The organism is Thalassovita aquimarina (assembly GCF_018219815.1).
GTDB classification, from domain to species: domain Bacteria; phylum Pseudomonadota; class Alphaproteobacteria; order Rhodobacterales; family Rhodobacteraceae; genus Thalassobius; species Thalassobius aquimarinus.
Genome location: NZ_JADMKU010000005.1, coordinates 194,144 through 211,234 on the forward strand (window position 1 = coordinate 194,144; position 17,091 = coordinate 211,234).

Annotated in this window: 14 protein-coding genes; 4 read left to right on the forward strand and 10 right to left on the reverse strand. The window is 62.2% G+C overall.

Going from position 1 to position 17,091, the window contains the following annotated elements; all coding sequences use genetic code 11:
- Positions 1–74: 74 nt before the first annotated feature.
- Positions 75–1,109 carry a TRAP transporter substrate-binding protein gene (locus IT775_RS08035; protein ID WP_212700570.1) on the reverse strand — a complete coding sequence of 345 codons (1,035 nt, stop codon included), beginning with the start codon at positions 1,107–1,109 and terminating at the stop codon, positions 75–77.
- A 131-nt stretch (positions 1,110–1,240) separates the two neighbouring features.
- Positions 1,241–1,885, reverse strand: coding sequence for a maleylacetoacetate isomerase (gene maiA / locus IT775_RS08040; RefSeq protein ID WP_212700571.1), 645 nt, complete (start codon positions 1,883–1,885; stop codon positions 1,241–1,243).
- A 227-nt stretch (positions 1,886–2,112) separates the two neighbouring features.
- Between maiA and IT775_RS08045 the strand changes: the two genes are divergently transcribed.
- A complete protein-coding gene (locus IT775_RS08045) occupies positions 2,113–2,541 on the forward strand; it encodes a MarR family winged helix-turn-helix transcriptional regulator (protein ID WP_212700572.1) in 429 nt (142 codons plus the stop codon).
- A gap of 77 nt (positions 2,542–2,618) precedes the next feature.
- Here the strand turns inward: IT775_RS08045 and IT775_RS08050 are convergent, their stop codons facing one another.
- From IT775_RS08050 to IT775_RS08075, 6 genes are all read right to left on the reverse strand, one after another.
- Positions 2,619–3,608 (reverse strand): ABC transporter substrate-binding protein, encoded by a 990-nt coding sequence (locus IT775_RS08050; protein ID WP_212700573.1) that lies wholly within the window; start codon positions 3,606–3,608, stop codon positions 2,619–2,621.
- A gap of 73 nt (positions 3,609–3,681) precedes the next feature.
- Entirely contained in the window at positions 3,682–4,521 is an 840-nt protein-coding gene (locus tag IT775_RS08055) for an ABC transporter permease (RefSeq protein WP_212700574.1), read from the reverse strand.
- Positions 4,521–5,396 (reverse strand): ABC transporter permease, encoded by an 876-nt coding sequence (locus tag IT775_RS08060; protein WP_212700575.1) that lies wholly within the window; start codon positions 5,394–5,396, stop codon positions 4,521–4,523. The genes IT775_RS08055 and IT775_RS08060 overlap by 1 nt, the downstream gene beginning before the upstream one ends.
- A gap of 180 nt (positions 5,397–5,576) precedes the next feature.
- Positions 5,577–6,359 (reverse strand): ABC transporter ATP-binding protein, encoded by a 783-nt coding sequence (locus tag IT775_RS08065; protein ID WP_212700576.1) that lies wholly within the window; start codon positions 6,357–6,359, stop codon positions 5,577–5,579.
- A 90-nt stretch (positions 6,360–6,449) separates the two neighbouring features.
- Positions 6,450–7,913 (reverse strand): dihydropyrimidinase, encoded by a 1,464-nt coding sequence (gene hydA / locus IT775_RS08070; RefSeq protein ID WP_212700577.1) that lies wholly within the window; start codon positions 7,911–7,913, stop codon positions 6,450–6,452.
- A 98-nt stretch (positions 7,914–8,011) separates the two neighbouring features.
- Positions 8,012–9,262, reverse strand: coding sequence for a Zn-dependent hydrolase (locus IT775_RS08075; protein ID WP_212700578.1), 1,251 nt, complete (start codon positions 9,260–9,262; stop codon positions 8,012–8,014).
- Between the two features lie 136 nt (positions 9,263–9,398).
- On the opposite strand from IT775_RS08075, the gene IT775_RS08080 reads away from it, so the two are divergent.
- Together IT775_RS08080 and IT775_RS08085 are read left to right on the forward strand one after the other, a co-directional pair.
- Positions 9,399–10,034 (forward strand): TetR/AcrR family transcriptional regulator, encoded by a 636-nt coding sequence (locus IT775_RS08080; RefSeq protein WP_212700579.1) that lies wholly within the window; start codon positions 9,399–9,401, stop codon positions 10,032–10,034.
- A 65-nt stretch (positions 10,035–10,099) separates the two neighbouring features.
- On the forward strand, positions 10,100–10,723 hold the full coding sequence (locus tag IT775_RS08085; protein WP_212700580.1) for a TetR family transcriptional regulator C-terminal domain-containing protein: 624 nt from the start codon (positions 10,100–10,102) through the stop codon (positions 10,721–10,723).
- A gap of 224 nt (positions 10,724–10,947) precedes the next feature.
- Here the strand turns inward: IT775_RS08085 and preA are convergent, their stop codons facing one another.
- Together preA and IT775_RS08095 are read right to left on the reverse strand one after the other, a co-directional pair.
- Entirely contained in the window at positions 10,948–12,255 is a 1,308-nt protein-coding gene (gene preA, locus IT775_RS08090) for an NAD-dependent dihydropyrimidine dehydrogenase subunit PreA (RefSeq protein WP_212700581.1), read from the reverse strand.
- Positions 12,256–12,273: 18 nt separating this feature from the next.
- Positions 12,274–13,596, reverse strand: coding sequence for an NAD(P)-dependent oxidoreductase (locus tag IT775_RS08095; RefSeq protein WP_212700582.1), 1,323 nt, complete (start codon positions 13,594–13,596; stop codon positions 12,274–12,276).
- 200 nt (positions 13,597–13,796) lie between these two features.
- On the opposite strand from IT775_RS08095, the gene IT775_RS08100 reads away from it, so the two are divergent.
- Positions 13,797–17,009 carry a reductive dehalogenase gene (locus tag IT775_RS08100; RefSeq protein ID WP_212700583.1) on the forward strand — a complete coding sequence of 1,071 codons (3,213 nt, stop codon included), beginning with the start codon at positions 13,797–13,799 and terminating at the stop codon, positions 17,007–17,009.
- Positions 17,010–17,091: the final 82 nt, after the last annotated feature.

Consider the following 17,091-nt stretch of genomic DNA (forward strand, 5'->3'; position numbering starts at 1 on the left):
CCCCCCAAGAGGGTTTGATGATGGCCGCCGCGACAGGATCGCGGCGGCCTTTACTCGGGTAACGGACGGGTCCGTTAGTTGCTGTATTTCGCGATCAGCGCCTTGGCCTGGTCCAGAAGGGCCTGACCGTCGAAGCCCTTGCCGTTCATTTCCTCGACCCAGTCACCTTCTTGGCTGGCCGCTGCGGCCTTCCATTCTGCAATCTGGTCGTCGCTCAGCGCGATGATGTTGTTGCCGCGCTCCTTGGCAATTTCATAGGACGGTTCGTCGAACGACTGCATGGTCTTGCCGGCCCAGGCCGACGTGTCGGCGCCCGAGTTGTTGTCGATCACGGCCTTCAGGTCGTCGGGCAGCGCATCGTACTTGTCCTTGTTCATCCCGAAGATGAAGGTCGTGGTATAGAGCGATGCACCGGGGAAGGTGGTGTGGTTGGAAACCAGTTCCGGAACCTTCAGGGCGCCGGTGACTTCCCACGGGATCACGGTCGCGTCGATCACGCCTTTCGACAGCGCCTCGGGCACTGCCGGAACCGGCATGCCGACCGGGGTCGCGCCCATTTCCGAGAACATCTTGTTGGTCACGCGGGTCGGCGCGCGCAGCTTGACGCCGTTCAGGTCGGCAACGCTGACGATCGGGTCCTTCGAATGGATCAGGCCCGGACCATGAACCCAAAGCGCGATCGGCTTGAAGGTCTGGTAGTCCTTATCCATCATGTTCGCTTCGGCGTATTCCCAATAGGCGCGGCTGGTCGCCTCGGCATCGGTCATCATGAAGGGCAGTTCGAACACTTCGGCCTGCGGGAAACGGCCCGGGGTGTAGCCGGGAACGGTCCAGACGATATCCGCGATGCCGTCTTCCAGCTGACCGATCAGTTCCGGCGGCTTGCCACCCAGCGACATAGACGCGAAATGCTCGATCTCGATACGACCGTTCGATTCCTCTTCGATCTTCTTCGCCCAGACGTCCAGCACGTGCTTCGGCACGTTGGCCTGCGCCGGCAGGAACTGGTGCATGGTCAGGGTGACCTCGGCGGCGAAAGCCGTTGTCGTGGTGCCCGCAACGATGGCCGCGGCAGCAGCCGTGCGCAATGCGGTTTTGAAAAGCTTCATGGTGGTTAACCTCCCTTGGTTGTTTCTCCCCCCGGCTCCGCCCAGTAGGGAATATTGAAGATAAGTTCAGGATCGAAACACGACTTCCCCGTTTGCTCCGCCCCTGTTCGCTCCGGCCTTCGCGACCGCTCTCACGGTTCGAAATCCGGTTGTTTCGCCGGATGCGCCGCGGCAAAAGCCTCGAGCGCGGCACAGTTTTCGTAGATCGCGTTCACCCGTTCCAACCCACTGATATCAACTTTGAAGCGTTCAGCGGAAAAAACCTGCGGCACAAGACAGATATCGGCCAGCCCCGGTTCCTCGCCGAAACAGAACCGACTGTCGCCGCCCCGTTTCTGCAGGATGTCTTCGCAGGCCTGCAATCCCTCGCCCAGCCAACGTCTCAGCCAGGCATTGACCGCATCGTCGCCCAGCCCCAGATCGCCGCGCAGATATTGCAGCACCCGCAGGTTCTGCAGCGGGTGGATTTCGCAGGCGATCACCTGGGCAAAGGCACGCACCTGGGCGCGCAGATCCTTGTCGGCGGGCAACAGCGGCACTTGGCTGTAGGTTTCGTCCAGCCATTCGATGATCGCCAGCGACTGGCTGAGTTCCAGCCCGTCATCGGTGATCAGCGCCGGCACCAGCCGCTGCGGATTGATCGCGGCAAAGCCCGGTTCCTTCTGGCGGCCGTGTTTCAGGTGTACGCTCTCGAAATCGTAGTCCAATCCTTTCAGATTGAAGGCGATACGACAACGATAGGCCGAAGACGACCTGAAATAGCCAAGGAATTTCATGATTAGACGACCGGCCCGTTCAACGCGGCGCTCGGCGGCGGCAGATCTCGACACGACATCGGCAGCCCTCCCCAAGGCCGATTGCAGTACAAACAATAAATACGTATTCATATCATTATGGGATATGTCAATTTGATTTATCGCAGACGCGATTGATTTTAGGCATAGCGCATGCGGCAAAGGCCCGGTAATCCGGCACGAGCCGCGCTCGAATTGGGGGGAGTGAGATGGAATTTCATGTGATGGTCGGGCATCTTTTCCGGCGCACACATCAGGTCGCGACGGCCGTGTTCTTCGAAGAAATGAACCGGCAAGAGGTTGATATCACGCCATTTCAATATGCCGCCCTGGCCGCGATACAGCTCAACCCCGGGGCCGACCAGGCATCGGTCGCCGCCTGGACCGCCTGCGACCGCGCAACCATCGGCGGCGTCGTAGACCGATTGGTTGAAAAGGGCTATGTCTCGCGCAAGGTTTCCGAGAAAGACCGCCGCGCCCGGGTCCTGAACCTCACCGAATCGGGCAAGACCGTGCTGGAGCAGGCGCACCAGGTGACCGAGCGGACGCAGCAGCGGCTGACCGAGGGGCTGGATCCGGGGGAAACCGAAATCCTGACCCGGCTGATGCTCAAAGTGCTCGACACCCGGGCGCGCTAACCCGCGCCGACGCCCGCAACACAAAAGGGCCGGCCAAACGGCCAGCCCTTTCCTTTTTCATCCAGTTGCGCCGTGGATCAGTTCAGCGCCTTGTCGGTGATCGCGTGGGTCCAGGCGCCTTCCGGCTTCTTGGTGATGACCGGGTCCGACCCGCCCGACAGCAGCGACTCCACCGTGCGTTCGTAATCGGCCACGTCCAGCGCACCGTTCGATCCGGCGGTCAGCTTGGCGACCTCGGTCATCATGCGGATCTGGTGTTCCTCGGTCTGCGCGCCCGATGCATCGTTGTCCAGCACGATCATCGCCGCATCTTCCGGGTTCTCCTCGGCCCATTTCCAGCCCTTCATCGAGGCGCGCACGAAACGCACCATCTTGTCGACGAAGGCCGGGTCGTTCAGGTTTTCTTCCATCACGTACATACCGTCTTCCAGCGTCGCGACGCCCTGGTCTTCGTATTTGAACACGACCAGTTCTTCCGGCTTCAGACCGGCATCGATGATCTGCCAGTATTCGTTATAGGTCATGGTCGACACGCAGGCCGCCTGCCCCTGCAGGATCGGGTCGACGTTGAAGCCCTGCTTGAGAACCGTCACGCCATCGGGGCCGCCCGCGGTGGAATAGCCCAGCTTGCTCATCCAGCTCAGGAACGGGTACTCGTTGCCGAAGAACCAGACGCCCAGCGTCTTGCCCTTGAAATCTTCCGGGGATTCGATGCCGGCGTCCTTGCGGCAGGTCAGCATCATGCCCGAGCTCTTGTAAGGCTGGGCGATATTCACCAGCGGCAGACCCTTTTCGCGGCTCGCCAGCGCCGAGGGCATCCAGTCTAGGACCACGTCGGCACCGCCGCCCGCGATCACCTGTGCCGGCGCGATATCCGGCCCGCCCGGCTTGATGGTGACGTTCAGGTCCTCTTCTTCATAGAACCCCTTGTCGAGCGCCACGTAGTACCCCGCGAACTGGGCCTGCGTCACCCATTTCAGCTGCAGGGTCACGTCGTCCGCGGCCTGGGCCATCCCGGCCCAAAGACCGAGCGCGGCAACGCCCAAAGTCTTCATCATCGTTTTCATTTCATATTCTCCTTGTTGAACGTTATCTTATTGTTGGACTTTGTTTTTTTATTATCGAACTGAATCTTTTCGCTCAGCCTCGTTGCGACGGGTGCCAGAAGGTCACTGCCTTTTCTAGCAAAGCGACCCCGCCATAAAATGCCGACCCGACAATCGCTGCAACCACGATTTCGGCCCAGACAAGATCCAGCGCCAGTTGCCCGACACTGGTGGAAATCCGGAATCCCATTCCCTTGATGGGACTTCCGAAAAACTCTGCCACGATGGCGCCGATCAAGGCCAGTGTCGTGGTGATTTTCAAACCGTTGAAGATGAACGGCATCGCCGCCGGCAGCCGCAGCTTCAGAAGCGTCTTGCCGTATCCGGCAGCATAGGTGCGCATCAGGTCGCGTTGCATCTTGTCGGTGGCCTGCAATCCCTCGACCGCGTTGACCAGCATCGGAAAGAACACCATCACCACCACGACCGCCGCCTTCGACTGCCAGTCGAATCCGAACCACATGACAAGGATCGGCGCCATGCCGACGATGGGCAAGGCGGCGACGAAATTGCCCACCGGCAACAGCCCCTTCTGCAGGAACGGATAGCGGTCGATCACCACCGCGGTCAGGAAGGCCCCGCCGCAGCCCAGCACATAACCCGACAGGGCCCCTTTCAGAACCGTCTGCACGAAATCTTCCCACAGGATGCCGGTGGATCCCGCGAAACGCACCGCGATGGCCGAGGGCGCCGGCAACAGCACCGGGTTGATGCCGAAGCCGCGCACCGCGCATTCCCACAAGATCACCACGGTCACGCCGAAGATCACCGGCACCGCCAGCGCCGTGGCCCGCGATTTCGGCTGCCGCGCCAGCCACACATTGGCCCGCCAACCCGCCAGCCAGGCCAGAAATCCGAAAACAATCCAGCCCATCACGCCATCCCCATCCGTTTCAGCACAATTCTCTGTATCAGCCCGATCAGCGCCACCAGCACCGCCGCCAGCGCCGCCGCCATGATCAGGGCGCTCCAGATCTGGATCGTCTGACCGTAATAGCTGCCCGCCAACAGGCGCGCGCCCAGACCCGCCACGGCACCCGTCGGCAGTTCCCCCACGATGGCCCCCACCAGCGAGGCCGCCATCGCCACTTTTAGCGAAGCGAACAGGTAAGGCATCGAGGACGGCAACCGCAGGCGCCAGAACTGCTGACCCTTGGTGGCGCTCCAGGTCTTCATCTGGTCCAGTTGCATCGCGCCGGGGCTGCGCAGCCCCTTCACCATGCCGACCACCACCGGGAAGAAGGACAGGTACATCGAAATCATCGCCTTGGGCAGCAGCCCGGAAATGCCGATCGCGTTCAGCACCACGATGATCATCGGCGCGACCGCGAGGATCGGGATTGTCTGGCTGGCGATGACCCAGGGCATCACGCTCATGTCCATCACCCGGTTATAAACGATCCCGATCGCCAGCAGGATGCCGAAACCCGCGCCCAGCAGGAACCCGATCCCCGTGGCGCTCAGCGTGATCCAGCTGTGATAGATCAGCGACCGCTTGGAAAAGCCGCGCCCATTGATCACCATCTCGCCCGTGGTCTTCCAGATCTCCGCCGCCACCTGATGCGGCGCCGGCAGTTTCGGTTTCTTCTGCGACCATGTGTTGGCCACCAGCTCGGTAAAGCTCGGGTTGGTGCCGGCGCGCGTCGCCTGGTCCTTGGCCCAGGCCATGTTCAGCGCCACCGCCGCGCCGTACCAGATCACGAAGATCGCCGCGACGACGGTCAGGATGGGAATGAGTGATTTCCTCATGCGCCGCCCCCTGCGTTCACCTTGGCGCAAATACCCGGCCGGGCAGACCGCGCCACATGCGCGGAAAACCGGTTCGCGCGCGTCCTGTCCACGGCCGAACCGACCCCGGTCGCCGCGAAGTTCGGACCGGCAGGGGATTTGCACCGTTTCGGGGCACAAATGCCGCAAATGGCATCAAACTTAATCATCATAAGCATGCCCCGCCCGCAGCCCGTCCCGCACGCGATGGGCGATTTCCAGGAATTCCGGCGTATCGCGGATATCAAGCGGCCGTTCCTTCGGCAACGTGCTTTCGATCACGTCGGAAATCCGGCCCGGACGCGGGCTCATCACCACGATCTTGGTCGACAGGTACACCGCCTCGGGGATCGAATGGGTCACGAAACCGATGGTCTTGTTGGTCCGGTCCCACAGTTTCAGCAGCTGTTCGTTCAGGTGGTCGCGCACGATTTCGTCAAGCGCGCCAAAGGGTTCGTCCATCAGCAGGATATCGGCATCAAACGCCAAGGCCCGCGCGATCGAGGCGCGCTGCTGCATCCCGCCGGACAATTGCCAGGGGAATTTCTTCTCGAACCCGTCCAGTTCGACCAGTTCCAGGACACGATTGACCCGTTCATCCTGATCGGCCTTGTCATAGCCCATGATTTCCAGCGGCAGCCGGATATTGCCGCCGATGGTGCGCCACGGATAAAGCCCCGCATGTTGGAAAACATAGCCATAGGCCCTTGATTTCCTTGCCTCTTGCGCACTCACACCGTTGACGCTGATGCTGCCGCCGGTCGGATGCTCCAAATCCGCCATGCAGCGCAGGAAGGTCGTTTTCCCGCAGCCCGAAGGCCCGATGAAACTGATGAAATCGCCCTTCTGGATATCAAGACTGACATCCTTGAGCGCATGAACGGGGCCATCATTGGTCTGGAAGGTCAGCGACAGGTCTTTGGCGCTGATCACGGTATCGGTCATAAGTCCCTGTATCTCCGTATCGGTAGCGTGTGGCTGCCGTATCTTATTATTATGGCGGCGCCCCGGCACATAGCCGGGACGCGCATGGTATCAGATCCCGGCCGGGATATTCATCGGATCGCGGTTGATCTGCTTCGGCGCGGTCAGTTCCTTCCACCTCGACAGTGCTTGGTGCGCCGAGGGGAAGGCCGGGCGCGGCACGAACCGGCCACGGCCGGGCTGCGGCTGGCTGTTCCGGCCCCATGCCCAGATCACTTCGCCGCGCGACAGCGTATAACGCGCCTGCGCCTTCACGTCGAACCCTTCGAACACGTTGTAATCCAACACGGAATGGTGGTTGCTGGCGCTGATCGTCTTGCTGATCTTCGGATCCCAGACCACGATATCGGCATCCGCGCCTTCTACGATCGCCCCCTTCTTGGGGTAGATGTTGAGAATCTTCGCCACGTTGGTCGAGGTCGCGGCGACGAATTCGTTCGGCGTCAGCCGCCCGGTTTCCACGCCCTGCGTCCACAGCACCGCGAGGCGTTCCTCCAGCCCGTTCGACCCGTTCGGGATCATGCAGAAATTGTCGATGCCCATGCGCTTCTGTTCGGTGGTGAACGCCGCGTGGTCGGTGGCGACCACCTGCAGCGACCCCGATTGCAGGCCGGCCCACAGGCTGTCCTGATGATCCTTGGACCGGAACGGCGGCGACATGACGCGACGCGCGGCGTGGTCCCAGTCGGTGTTGAAATACTCGCTCTCGTCCAGCGTCAGGAACTGGATCAGAGGTTCACCGTAAACCCGCATCCCCTTCTGCCGCGCGCGCCGGATCGCCTCGTGCGCCTGTTCGCAGCTGACATGCACGATGTACAATGGCACGCCTGCCGCGTCGGCGATGGTGATCGCGCGGTTCGCCGCCTCGCCCTCGAATTCCGGCGGACGGCTGTAGGCGTGGCCTTCCGGCCCGGTGATTCCCTTGGCCAGCATCTGTTCCTGCATGTCGGCCACCAGGTCGCCGTTCTCGGCATGCACCATCGGCAGCGCGCCCAGCTCCTTGCAGCGCTTGAAGGAGGCGAACATCTCGTCGTCCTCGATCATCAATGCGCCCTTGTAGGCCATGAAATGCTTGAAGGAATTGACGCCCATGTCGACGGCGTCCTTCATTTCCTCGAAGATGTTTTCGTTCCAGCCGGTGATCGCCATGTGATAGCCGACATCGGTACAGATCTGCGGCGCCGATTTGCGGTGCCATTCATTGATCGCGTTCTTGATCGACCCGTCCTCGCCTGGCAGGCAGAAATCGATCAGCATGGTGGTGCCACCCGCCGCCGCCGCCCAGGTGCCGCTCTCGAAGGTTTCTGCCGCGGTGGTGCCCATGAAGGGCATTTCCAGATGGGTATGCGGGTCGATCCCGCCGGGGATCACGTAAGCGCCCTCGGCATCGATGTATTCGTCGCCCTTCAGATCCTCGCCGATCTGCTTGATCACCTCGCCCTCGATCAGCACATCCGCCTTCCAGGTCCGGTCGGCGGTGCACACGGTTCCGCCCTTGATCACCTTGGTCGTCATAATCTCAATCTCCCTGAAAATACCCGGAGCTTCTTCTTTTTCGAAATATCCCGGGGGTCCGGGGGCAGAGCCCCCGGCGCTATCCGTTTAGTCCAAGCTTACTCGACGATCTCTGCCGTCTCCAACACGGCATGCAGCAGCACATCGGCCCCTGCCGTCGCCCATTCCTTGGAAATCTCTTCCGCCTCGTTGTGGCTCAGCCCGTCAACGCAGGGGCACATGATCATCGCGGTCGGCGCCACGTCGTTGATCCAGCAGGCGTCGTGGCCGGCGCCGGACACGATGTCCATGTGGCTGTAGCCCAGCCTTTCGGCCGCATTGCGCACCGCCGCGACGCAGTTTTCGTCGAACGCGGGCGGGTTGAACTGGCCCGAGATCTTCCAGTCGAGCGACACGCCGATTTCCTCGCAAAGCTTCGGCGCCTTTTCCTCGAACTCCGCCATCATCGCATCGATCACATCCATCAGGTGCGAGCGGAAATCGATGGTGAACACGACCTTGCCCGGGATGATGTTGCGGCTGTTGGGATAGACGTCGATATGACCGATGGCGCCCACCGCGTTGGGCTGATGCTTCATCGCGATCTCGTGCACCAGTTCGGTGATCCGCGCCAGCCCGCGGCCGGCATTCTTGCGCATCCGCATCGGGGTCGACCCGGTATGGCTTTCCTTGCCGGTCACCGTGCACTCGATCCAGCGCAGCCCCTGCCCGTGGGTCACCACGCCGATATCCTTGCCCTCGGCCTCCAGGATCGGGCCCTGTTCGATATGCAGCTCGAACATCGCGTGCATCTTGCGCGCGCCGACCTCTTCGTCGCCGACCCAGCCGATCCGCTTCAACTCGTCGCCGAACCGCTTGCCCTCGGCATCGACCCGGTCATAGGCCCAGTCCAGCTCGTGCTTGCCCGCGAACACGCCCGAAGCCAGCATCGCAGGCGCGAACCGGGTGCCTTCCTCGTTGGTCCAGTTGGTCAGCACGATCGGGTGTTTGGTCTTCACGCCGAGATCCTGCATGGTGCGCAGAGCTTCCAGCCCGCCAAGAACGCCCAGGACGCCATCGTATTTACCGCCCGTCGGCTGGGTATCCAGGTGCGATCCCATGTAGACCGGCAGCGCCTCGGGATCGGTGCCGGGACGGGTGGCAAACATGTTGCCCATCTTGTCCACACCCATGGTGCAGCCCGCCGCTTCGCACCATTTCTGGAACAGCGCGCGTCCCTCGGCATCCGCATCGGTCAGGGTCTGACGGTTGTTGCCGCCCGCGATGCCCGGCCCGATCTTGGCCATCTCCATGAGGCTGTCCCACAAGCGGTCGCCGTTGATTTTCAAATTATCGCCAAGCACGGCCATTCGGAATTCTCCCTTGTTGAGCGGCCTCTGACGGGCCTTTGCTCTCTTGCTTCACACGGTTCCTGACCGTATGGTCAAATTCACGACACCACAACCTGACCAACCGGTCAAGAAATTTTATCGGACAGATTTCTCTATGGCCGCTCAACCGCGCACGAACAGCAAAAAAGAACGCCGTCAGGAAAACGAAAAGCTCATTTTGGCGGCAGCGGAAAAAGTCTTTTCCGAGGCGGGGTTCGGCGGCGCGACGATGCAGTTGATCGCCGATATGGCCGGGTTGCCCAAGGCGAACCTGCATTATTATTTCCCGACCAAGGAATCGCTTTACCGGCAGGTGGTGGAAAACATTTTCCAGTTCTGGCTGCAGGCGGCGGATGTGTTCGACGATGCCGACGACCCGGCCGAGGGAATCGGCGCCTATATCGACGCCAAGATGGAAATCAGCCGCCGCCATCCGTCCGGATCGAAGGTCTGGGCGACCGAAGTGATGCACCGCGCGCCGGTGATCCAGGACTACCTGGAAACCACGCTGATGGAATGGACCGAGGGCCGCGCCGCGATCATCAACCGCTGGATCGCCGAAGGCCGGATGGACCCGGTCGATCCCGACCACCTGCTCTATATGCTGTGGGCGACCACCCAGCACTACGCCGATTTCAGCCACCAGATCGAAACCCTGAACGGCGGCAAGCCGCTCGACGACGCGCAGTGGGAAGCGGCGAAGGCCAGCATCAAGCGCATCATCCTGAAAGGGATCGGGGTCACCGAATGACGCGATTTCTGGACCATTCAAAATGGCTGGGCTAGTCTAGCCGATCAGCCTGACCGGAGTAAGCGATGGACGACGCGACGAAACCCGAGAAAAAGCCGAGCCGCATCCAGCTGCGCAATCGCAAGCGCATTCTTGAGGCGGCGCTAGACGTGTTTTCGCAGCATGGCTATCGCGGCGCGACGCTGGACCAGATCGCCGAGGCATCGGGACTGTCGAAACCGAACATCCTGTATTATTTCGACGGCAAGGAAGCGATCCACGTCACGCTTTTGAACACGCTGATGGAAAACTGGCTCGATCCTCTGGCGAAGATGGATCCCGAAGGCGATCCACTGGAAGAAATCCTCGCCTACATCCACCGCAAGGTGCAGATGAGCCGCGAATTCCCCCGCGAAAGCCGGCTGTTTGCCAATGAAATCCTGCAGGGCGCCCCCAGGATGCGGCCGCATCTGGAGACCGGGCTCAAGACGCTGTTCGACGAAAAAACCACCCTGATCCAGCGCTGGATGGAAGAAGGCAAGCTGGCGCAATCTGATCCGCGGCACCTGGTTTTCTCGATCTGGGCGACCACCCAGCATTACGCCGATTTCGAAGTGCAGGTGTCGATCCTGACCGACGGGGAAGCCGACCCGGTTGAAGGGGCCGAAGCGTTTCTCGACAGCATGTACCGCAAGCTTCTGACCCCCTGACAGCGCCCACATGAACGCCCGTTCCGGGCGCGCCGGCCGCACTTCGCCAAAGAGGCGAAGCCATTGCGGGGCACGGCCCCACCCCCGGGATATTTTGAAAAAGAAGAAGGCGGGGGGAGGCAAACCTTCTTCTGTTTTCAAATATCCCCGCCGGAGGCAAACCCGGGGCGGAAACCGCGGGCCGGGGGCAAGTCAAATTGCGCGCCCGGACCGGGCGCGCAATTTCATTCGGCGGCGCAGGAATTTCCCGGATTGTTCGGGTGTTCCAGCCAATTGCCGTACTCTTCCGGCACCACCTCGCCGGTGCGTTCATCCAACCGCCCCGGCGCGACGCGTTCCATGGTGATGCAACCTTCGATCGGGCAGACGTTGACGCAGAGATTGCAGGCCACGCATTCATCATCCTTGACCGAGAACACCCGGCCTTCGGACATGTCGATGGCCTGGTGGCTGGTATCTTCGCATGCGGCATAGCAACGGCCGCACTTGATGCAGGCGTCTTCGTCGATCTTGGCCTTGGTCACGTAGTTCAGGTTCAGATACTGCCAGTCGGTGACATTTGGCACCGCGCGGCCGACCAGTTCCGAGGTCGAGGTGAACCCCTTGCGGTCCATGTAGTCGCTGAGGCCCGAAATCATTTCCTGCACCACCTTGAACCCGTAGGTCATCGCCGCGGTGCAGACCTGCACGTTGCCGGCGCCAAGCGCCATGAATTCCGCCGCGTCGCGCCAGGTGGTCACGCCGCCGATGCCGGACATCGGCAGGTTCGCGGTTTCGGGGTTGCGGGCGATTTCCGCCACCATGTTCAGCGCGATCGGCTTCACCGCCGGGCCGCAATAGCCGCCATGGGTCCCCTTGCCGTCGATCGTCGGTTCGGGGGCGAAATCGTCCAGGTCGACGCTGGTGATCGAGTTAATCGTGTTGATCAGGCTGACCGCGTCGGCACCGCCGCGCTTGGCCGCCTCGGCCGGCTTGCGCACGTCGGTGATGTTCGGGGTCAGTTTCACGATGCAGGGCATGCGCGAATGTTTCTTCACCCAGCGGGTCACCATTTCGATATATTCGGGCACCTGCCCCACCGCCGCGCCCATGCCGCGTTCAGCCATGCCGTGCGGGCAGCCGAAGTTCAGCTCGACGCCATCGGCACCGGTGTCCTCGATCTGCTTCAGGATGGTTTCCCAGCTGGTTTCGTCGCACGGCACCATCAGCGAAATGATCAGCGCGCGATCAGGGTAGTCGCGTTTCACCGACTTGATTTCACGCAGGTTCACTTCCAGCGGGCGGTCGGTGATCAGTTCGATATTGTTGAGCCCCAGAAGGCGGCGGTCAGCGCCCCAGATCGCGCCGTAGCGCGGGCCGTTGACGTTGACCACCGGCGGGCCTTCGGAACCGAGTGTTTTCCAAACGACGCCGCCCCATCCGGCTTCGAAGGCACGGCGGACGTTGTATTCCTTGTCCGTCGGCGGCGCCGAGGCGAGCCAGAACGGGTTGGGGGATTTGATCCCGATGAATTCGCTTGCGAGATTGGCCATCTGCTTATCTCCCTCTGCTTACGCCGACAGGGCGACGTGAATGTCTTCAGCGGCGTCGCGGCCTTCGGCCACCGCCGTCACGGTCAGATCTTCGCCACCCGCGGCACAGTCGCCGCCGGCCCAGACGCCATCGATGCTGGTGCGGCCCGCGCCGGTGACGGCGATCTTGCCACCCTCCAGATCGGGCAGGTCGCTGCCGCCCAATGTCTGGCCAATCGCCTTGAACACTTGATCGGCGGCAAGCCGGAAGGTCTGACCGGTGGGCTTCAGATCGTCGTCGGTATATTCGAATTCGATCTCGCGCACCGCACCATTGCCGATCACCGATTTGGGCGAGGCATTGGTGATGATCCGCACGCCCTTGGAGGCCGCCAGGTCCTGTTCGAACACGCTCGCGTTCATCCGGTCACGGCCACGGCGATAGACGAGGCTGACATTCAACGCGCCAAGCAGCTTGGCCTGCACCGCGGCGTCCACCGCGGTCATGCCGCCGCCGATCACCACCACGTCGCGGCCGATTTCGACCGAAGCGATGTCCCCGGCCTGACGCAGGTCGGAAATGAAATCGACCGCGTCGAGAACGCCATCCTTGTCTTCGCCCTCGACCCGCATCGCATTTACACCTGCCAGGCCGATCGCGAGGAACACCGCGTCATGATCGGCCTTCAGCTGATCCAGTGACAGACCGTTGCCGAGAGATTTGCCGTTCTCGACGGTGATCCCGCCGATCTGCAGCAGCCACTCGACTTCCTTCGCGGCGAACCCGTCGACCGATTTGTAGCTGGCGATGCCGTATTCGTTCAGCCCGCCCGGCTTGGGCCGCGCGTCATAAACGGAAACGTCGTGCCCCTTCATCGCCAGGCGGTGGGCGCAGGACAAGCCCGCCGGCCCGGCACCGACGACGGCGATTTTCTTCCCCGTCGCCGCCGCGCGTTCGAACGGATGCGCGCCGGTGGCCATCAGGGTGTCGGTGGCATAGCGCTGCAGGTTGCCGATCTCGACCGGCTTGCCCTCGGCGGTTTCGCGCACGCAGACCTGTTCGCACAGGGTTTCGGTCGGACAGACCCGGGCGCACATGCCGCCCAGGATGTTCTGCGACAGGATCGTCTTGGCCGCCGCTTCGGGCGTTCCGGTGGCGATCTGCCGGATGAACAGGGGAATGTCGATGTCGGTCGGACAGGCCGTGGCGCAGGGCGCGTCATGGCAGAAATAGCAGCGGTCCGCCGCTACCAGCGCTTCGTGACCGTCGAGCGGTGGATGCAGGTCCGAAAAGTTGTCCGACAACTGATCCGCCGGCAACCGTCCTGCAACGATGCCTGGCGTCAGTGCGTTTGAAGTCATTGTTACCTCCACTGAGCTTGGTGTTTTTTCTTTTCAGTATGTCCGTATCAATTTTTTTATCAACTGGTAAAATTTAAAAAACGACGCGCTCAGGCCGGTTTCTTGCATACTGCCTGAAAAACAGGCAAAGCGGCTGAGGTCTGCCGAACCGGGGCAACGTAACCGGGCCGACCCAAAAGCCGAAGACAGGAGGAGATGTCATGGGGCTGCGTTTCTTTTCGACCAAGGACCGACCCGTGCATATGGGGGCCTACCCGCTGGAACGGTTGACCCGGCAGGATACGCCTGCCGACCTCGATTCCGTTCCCCGCTGGACGCCGGCTTCCTTCCGCCGCCCGGACGCGCCGGAAAGCATCGTCAACGCGATGGGCGAATATCAGGCGATGCTGGATGCGATCCGCGACGGCATGGTGAACAAGACCCGCGCCACGATCCCGTCGGACCCGCAGGAACGATCCAACCATCTGAAGTCATTTGGCTATTTTTCGGATGCCAGCATGGTTGGCATCTGCCGACTGCCCGATGCGGCGCGGCTGGATGACCCCGTCCGCAATCCCGACATCGACCGCCTGGCCGAGGAACTGCGCACCCGCCAGACCAAGACGCTGGCCTCGGGCATCGACGTGATCATGGCCGAGCTGAAAGAGGCCATGGAGGCCCCGCCCTCGGGCATCGACGGGCACAAATATGCGCTGGTTTTCCTTTACGAATACCCCCGCGATCCGGACAACGGCGACCCCGGAACCGACTGGATCGCCGACGCGCAGGCACAACGCGCCTGTTTGCGCGCCAACGAAACCGCCGCGGTTCTCGCCAACTACATCCGGTTGCTGGGGTGGCAGGCGAAAGCCCATTCCGGCGCGTCTTCGGACGTTGATCTGAACCGGCTTGCGGTCGCGGCGGGGTTGGCCACGGTCGAAGACGGCGCATTGGTCGCGCCCTGGATCGGTCCGCGATTCGGCGTCGCGGCGGTCACTTGCGATCTTGAGCTGGTCGCGGACGCACCGCTGGCGCCGATGGCAGAGCAGCCGTGGTTCAGCACCAAGGGCCCGGCCTGGTGGCTGGGCAAGGGATTTGCCAAATCGGCGCTGAACCGCGATCCCTTCGCCAAGCGCCACTTTGCCGACGGCCCGCACCCGTTCGAACGGCTGAAACGGGTCGAAGACCCGACCACCTATATCGACGAACCCAACGTGGCCCGGGTGCCGAAACGCGCCGACATGTTCGCCCGTGCCCAGTTCGGCGACATGGGCAAGAACGTGCAGGACAATGCCAAGGGCGGGCATTATGCCCGCAAATCCGCCCCCAGCTTCGCACAGCGCCGGGCGCTCGGGGCCTTCGTGGTGATCCAGAACGGCGATCCGAATCCGCACGGCCAGCGCCCCGACGACCCGCAGCAAAACGCCGCCAACATCAAGGCGGCCAGCTACTTCCTCGGCGTCGACGCGGTCGGCCTCAGCCGCTGCCCCGACTGGGCGTGGTACAGCCACGACGCCGCCGGTGATCCGATCGACCCGCCGCACGATCAGGCAATCAGCATGATCATCGACCAAGGCTACGAAACGATGGAAGGCGCCAGCGGCGACGACTGGATTTCCGTCGCCCAGTCGATGCGCGCCTACCTGCGGTTTTCGCTGCTGGGCGGGGTGATCGCCAAGCAGATCCGCAACCTTGGCTACAGTGCCAAGGCCCATACTGTGATGGACGGCGAGGTGCTGCAACCGCCGCTGCTGCTGCTGTCCGGCCTGGGCGAGGTCAGCCGTATCGGCGAGGTGATCCTGAACCCCTATCTGGGCCCGCGGCTGAAATCCGGGGTGGTGACCACCGACATGCCGATGGCGCATGACAAGCCGATCGATTTCGGGCTGCAGAAGTTCTGCGAAGCCTGCAACAAATGCGCCCGCGAATGCCCCTCGGGGGCGATCACCGCCGGGCCGAAGCTGATGTTCAACGGCTACGAAATCTGGAAATCCGACAGCCAGAAATGCGCCACCTACCGGATCACCACCGAAGGCGGCGCGATGTGCGGGCGCTGCATGAAAACCTGCCCGTGGAACCTTGAAGGGCTGTTTTCCGAAGCGCCGTTCCGCTGGGCGGCCTCCAACATTCCCGCACTGGCGCGCCCCTTGGCTAAGCTCGACGATGCCGTCGGCAATGGCGGGCTGAACGACACCAAGAAATGGTGGTGGGACATCGAATTGCAGGACGATGGCGGCTACCACCCGTCGCAACATCCGCTGAACCGGCGCGATTTGCAGATCGAAATCGACCTGAAGTACGAAGACCAGACGCTGGCCGTCTATCCCGCGCCCTTGGCGCCGCCGCCCTGGCCCTACCCGTTCCCGATGGACCGCGAAGCGGGGATTGCCGCCTACGAGCAGATGGTTACGGCCGAAGAATACCGCGACCGCCTGGCCAAGGGCGATATGTCGGTCGTGCACCGCTACACCACCCCCAGCGACCCGCCGGTGATCCGGGTCGAGGTCAGCAAGGTGGAAAAGATGACGCCGGACGTGACCAAGTACGAATTCTCCACGCTCGACGGCGGCCCCCTGCCCGACTGGTCGGCGGGGGCACATCTGGACGTTCTCGTCGCGCCGGAATTCCTGCGGCAATATTCGATGTCGGGCGATCCGGCGGACCAGACGAAATACCAGATCGGTGTGCTGCGGGAAGACGAAGGCCGCGGCGGGTCGAAGCTGATGCACCGGATTTTCAACGAAGGGCGCAAGGTCTTCATCTCGAAACCGATCGGGCATTTCCCGCTGGACGAAACCGCGACGAAAACCTTCCTGATGGGCGGCGGCATCGGCGTCACACCGATGATCGCCTTTGCCCACCGGCTGCACGCACTGGGCCGCGATTTCGCGCTGCATTATTCGTGTTCGTCGCGCGCTTCGGCCGGGTATCTGGACGATCTGGCGCGCATGCCCTGGGCAGACAAGGTGCATTACCACTTCAGCGACGAAGGTAGCCGCGCCGATCTCGACGCGGTGCTGGGGGAATACCAACCCGGCTGGCACGTCTATACCTGCGGGCCGGATCGCTACATGAACGGTGTGATCGAGGCCGCCACCCGGCAGGGTTTCCCAGAAGAGGCGCGGCACTTGGAATATTTCAGCGTCCCGGAACAGCCGGAATACGAAAACCATCCCTTCACCCTGCGACTGAAGGACGGCCGGGAATTGCTGGTGCCCGAGGACAAGAGCGCCTCGGACGTGTTGCTGGGAAACGGCATCCATGTAGACGTGAAATGTTCCGACGGCATCTGCGGCGTCTGCAAATGCGGATTGGTCAGCGGCGCGGTCGAACACCGCGATTTCGTGCTGTCGAACAAGCAGCGGGAAAACACCATCATCCTGTGCCAGTCCCGCGCGGCCGACCCCGATGGCGTCGTGGAAATAGACCTCTAGCCCGAAAAAAGGGCAGCACCGTCACCACGATGAGACATTCGCAGGGTAAAGTTTGCTCCGCAGTTGCGGAACAAACGACGCG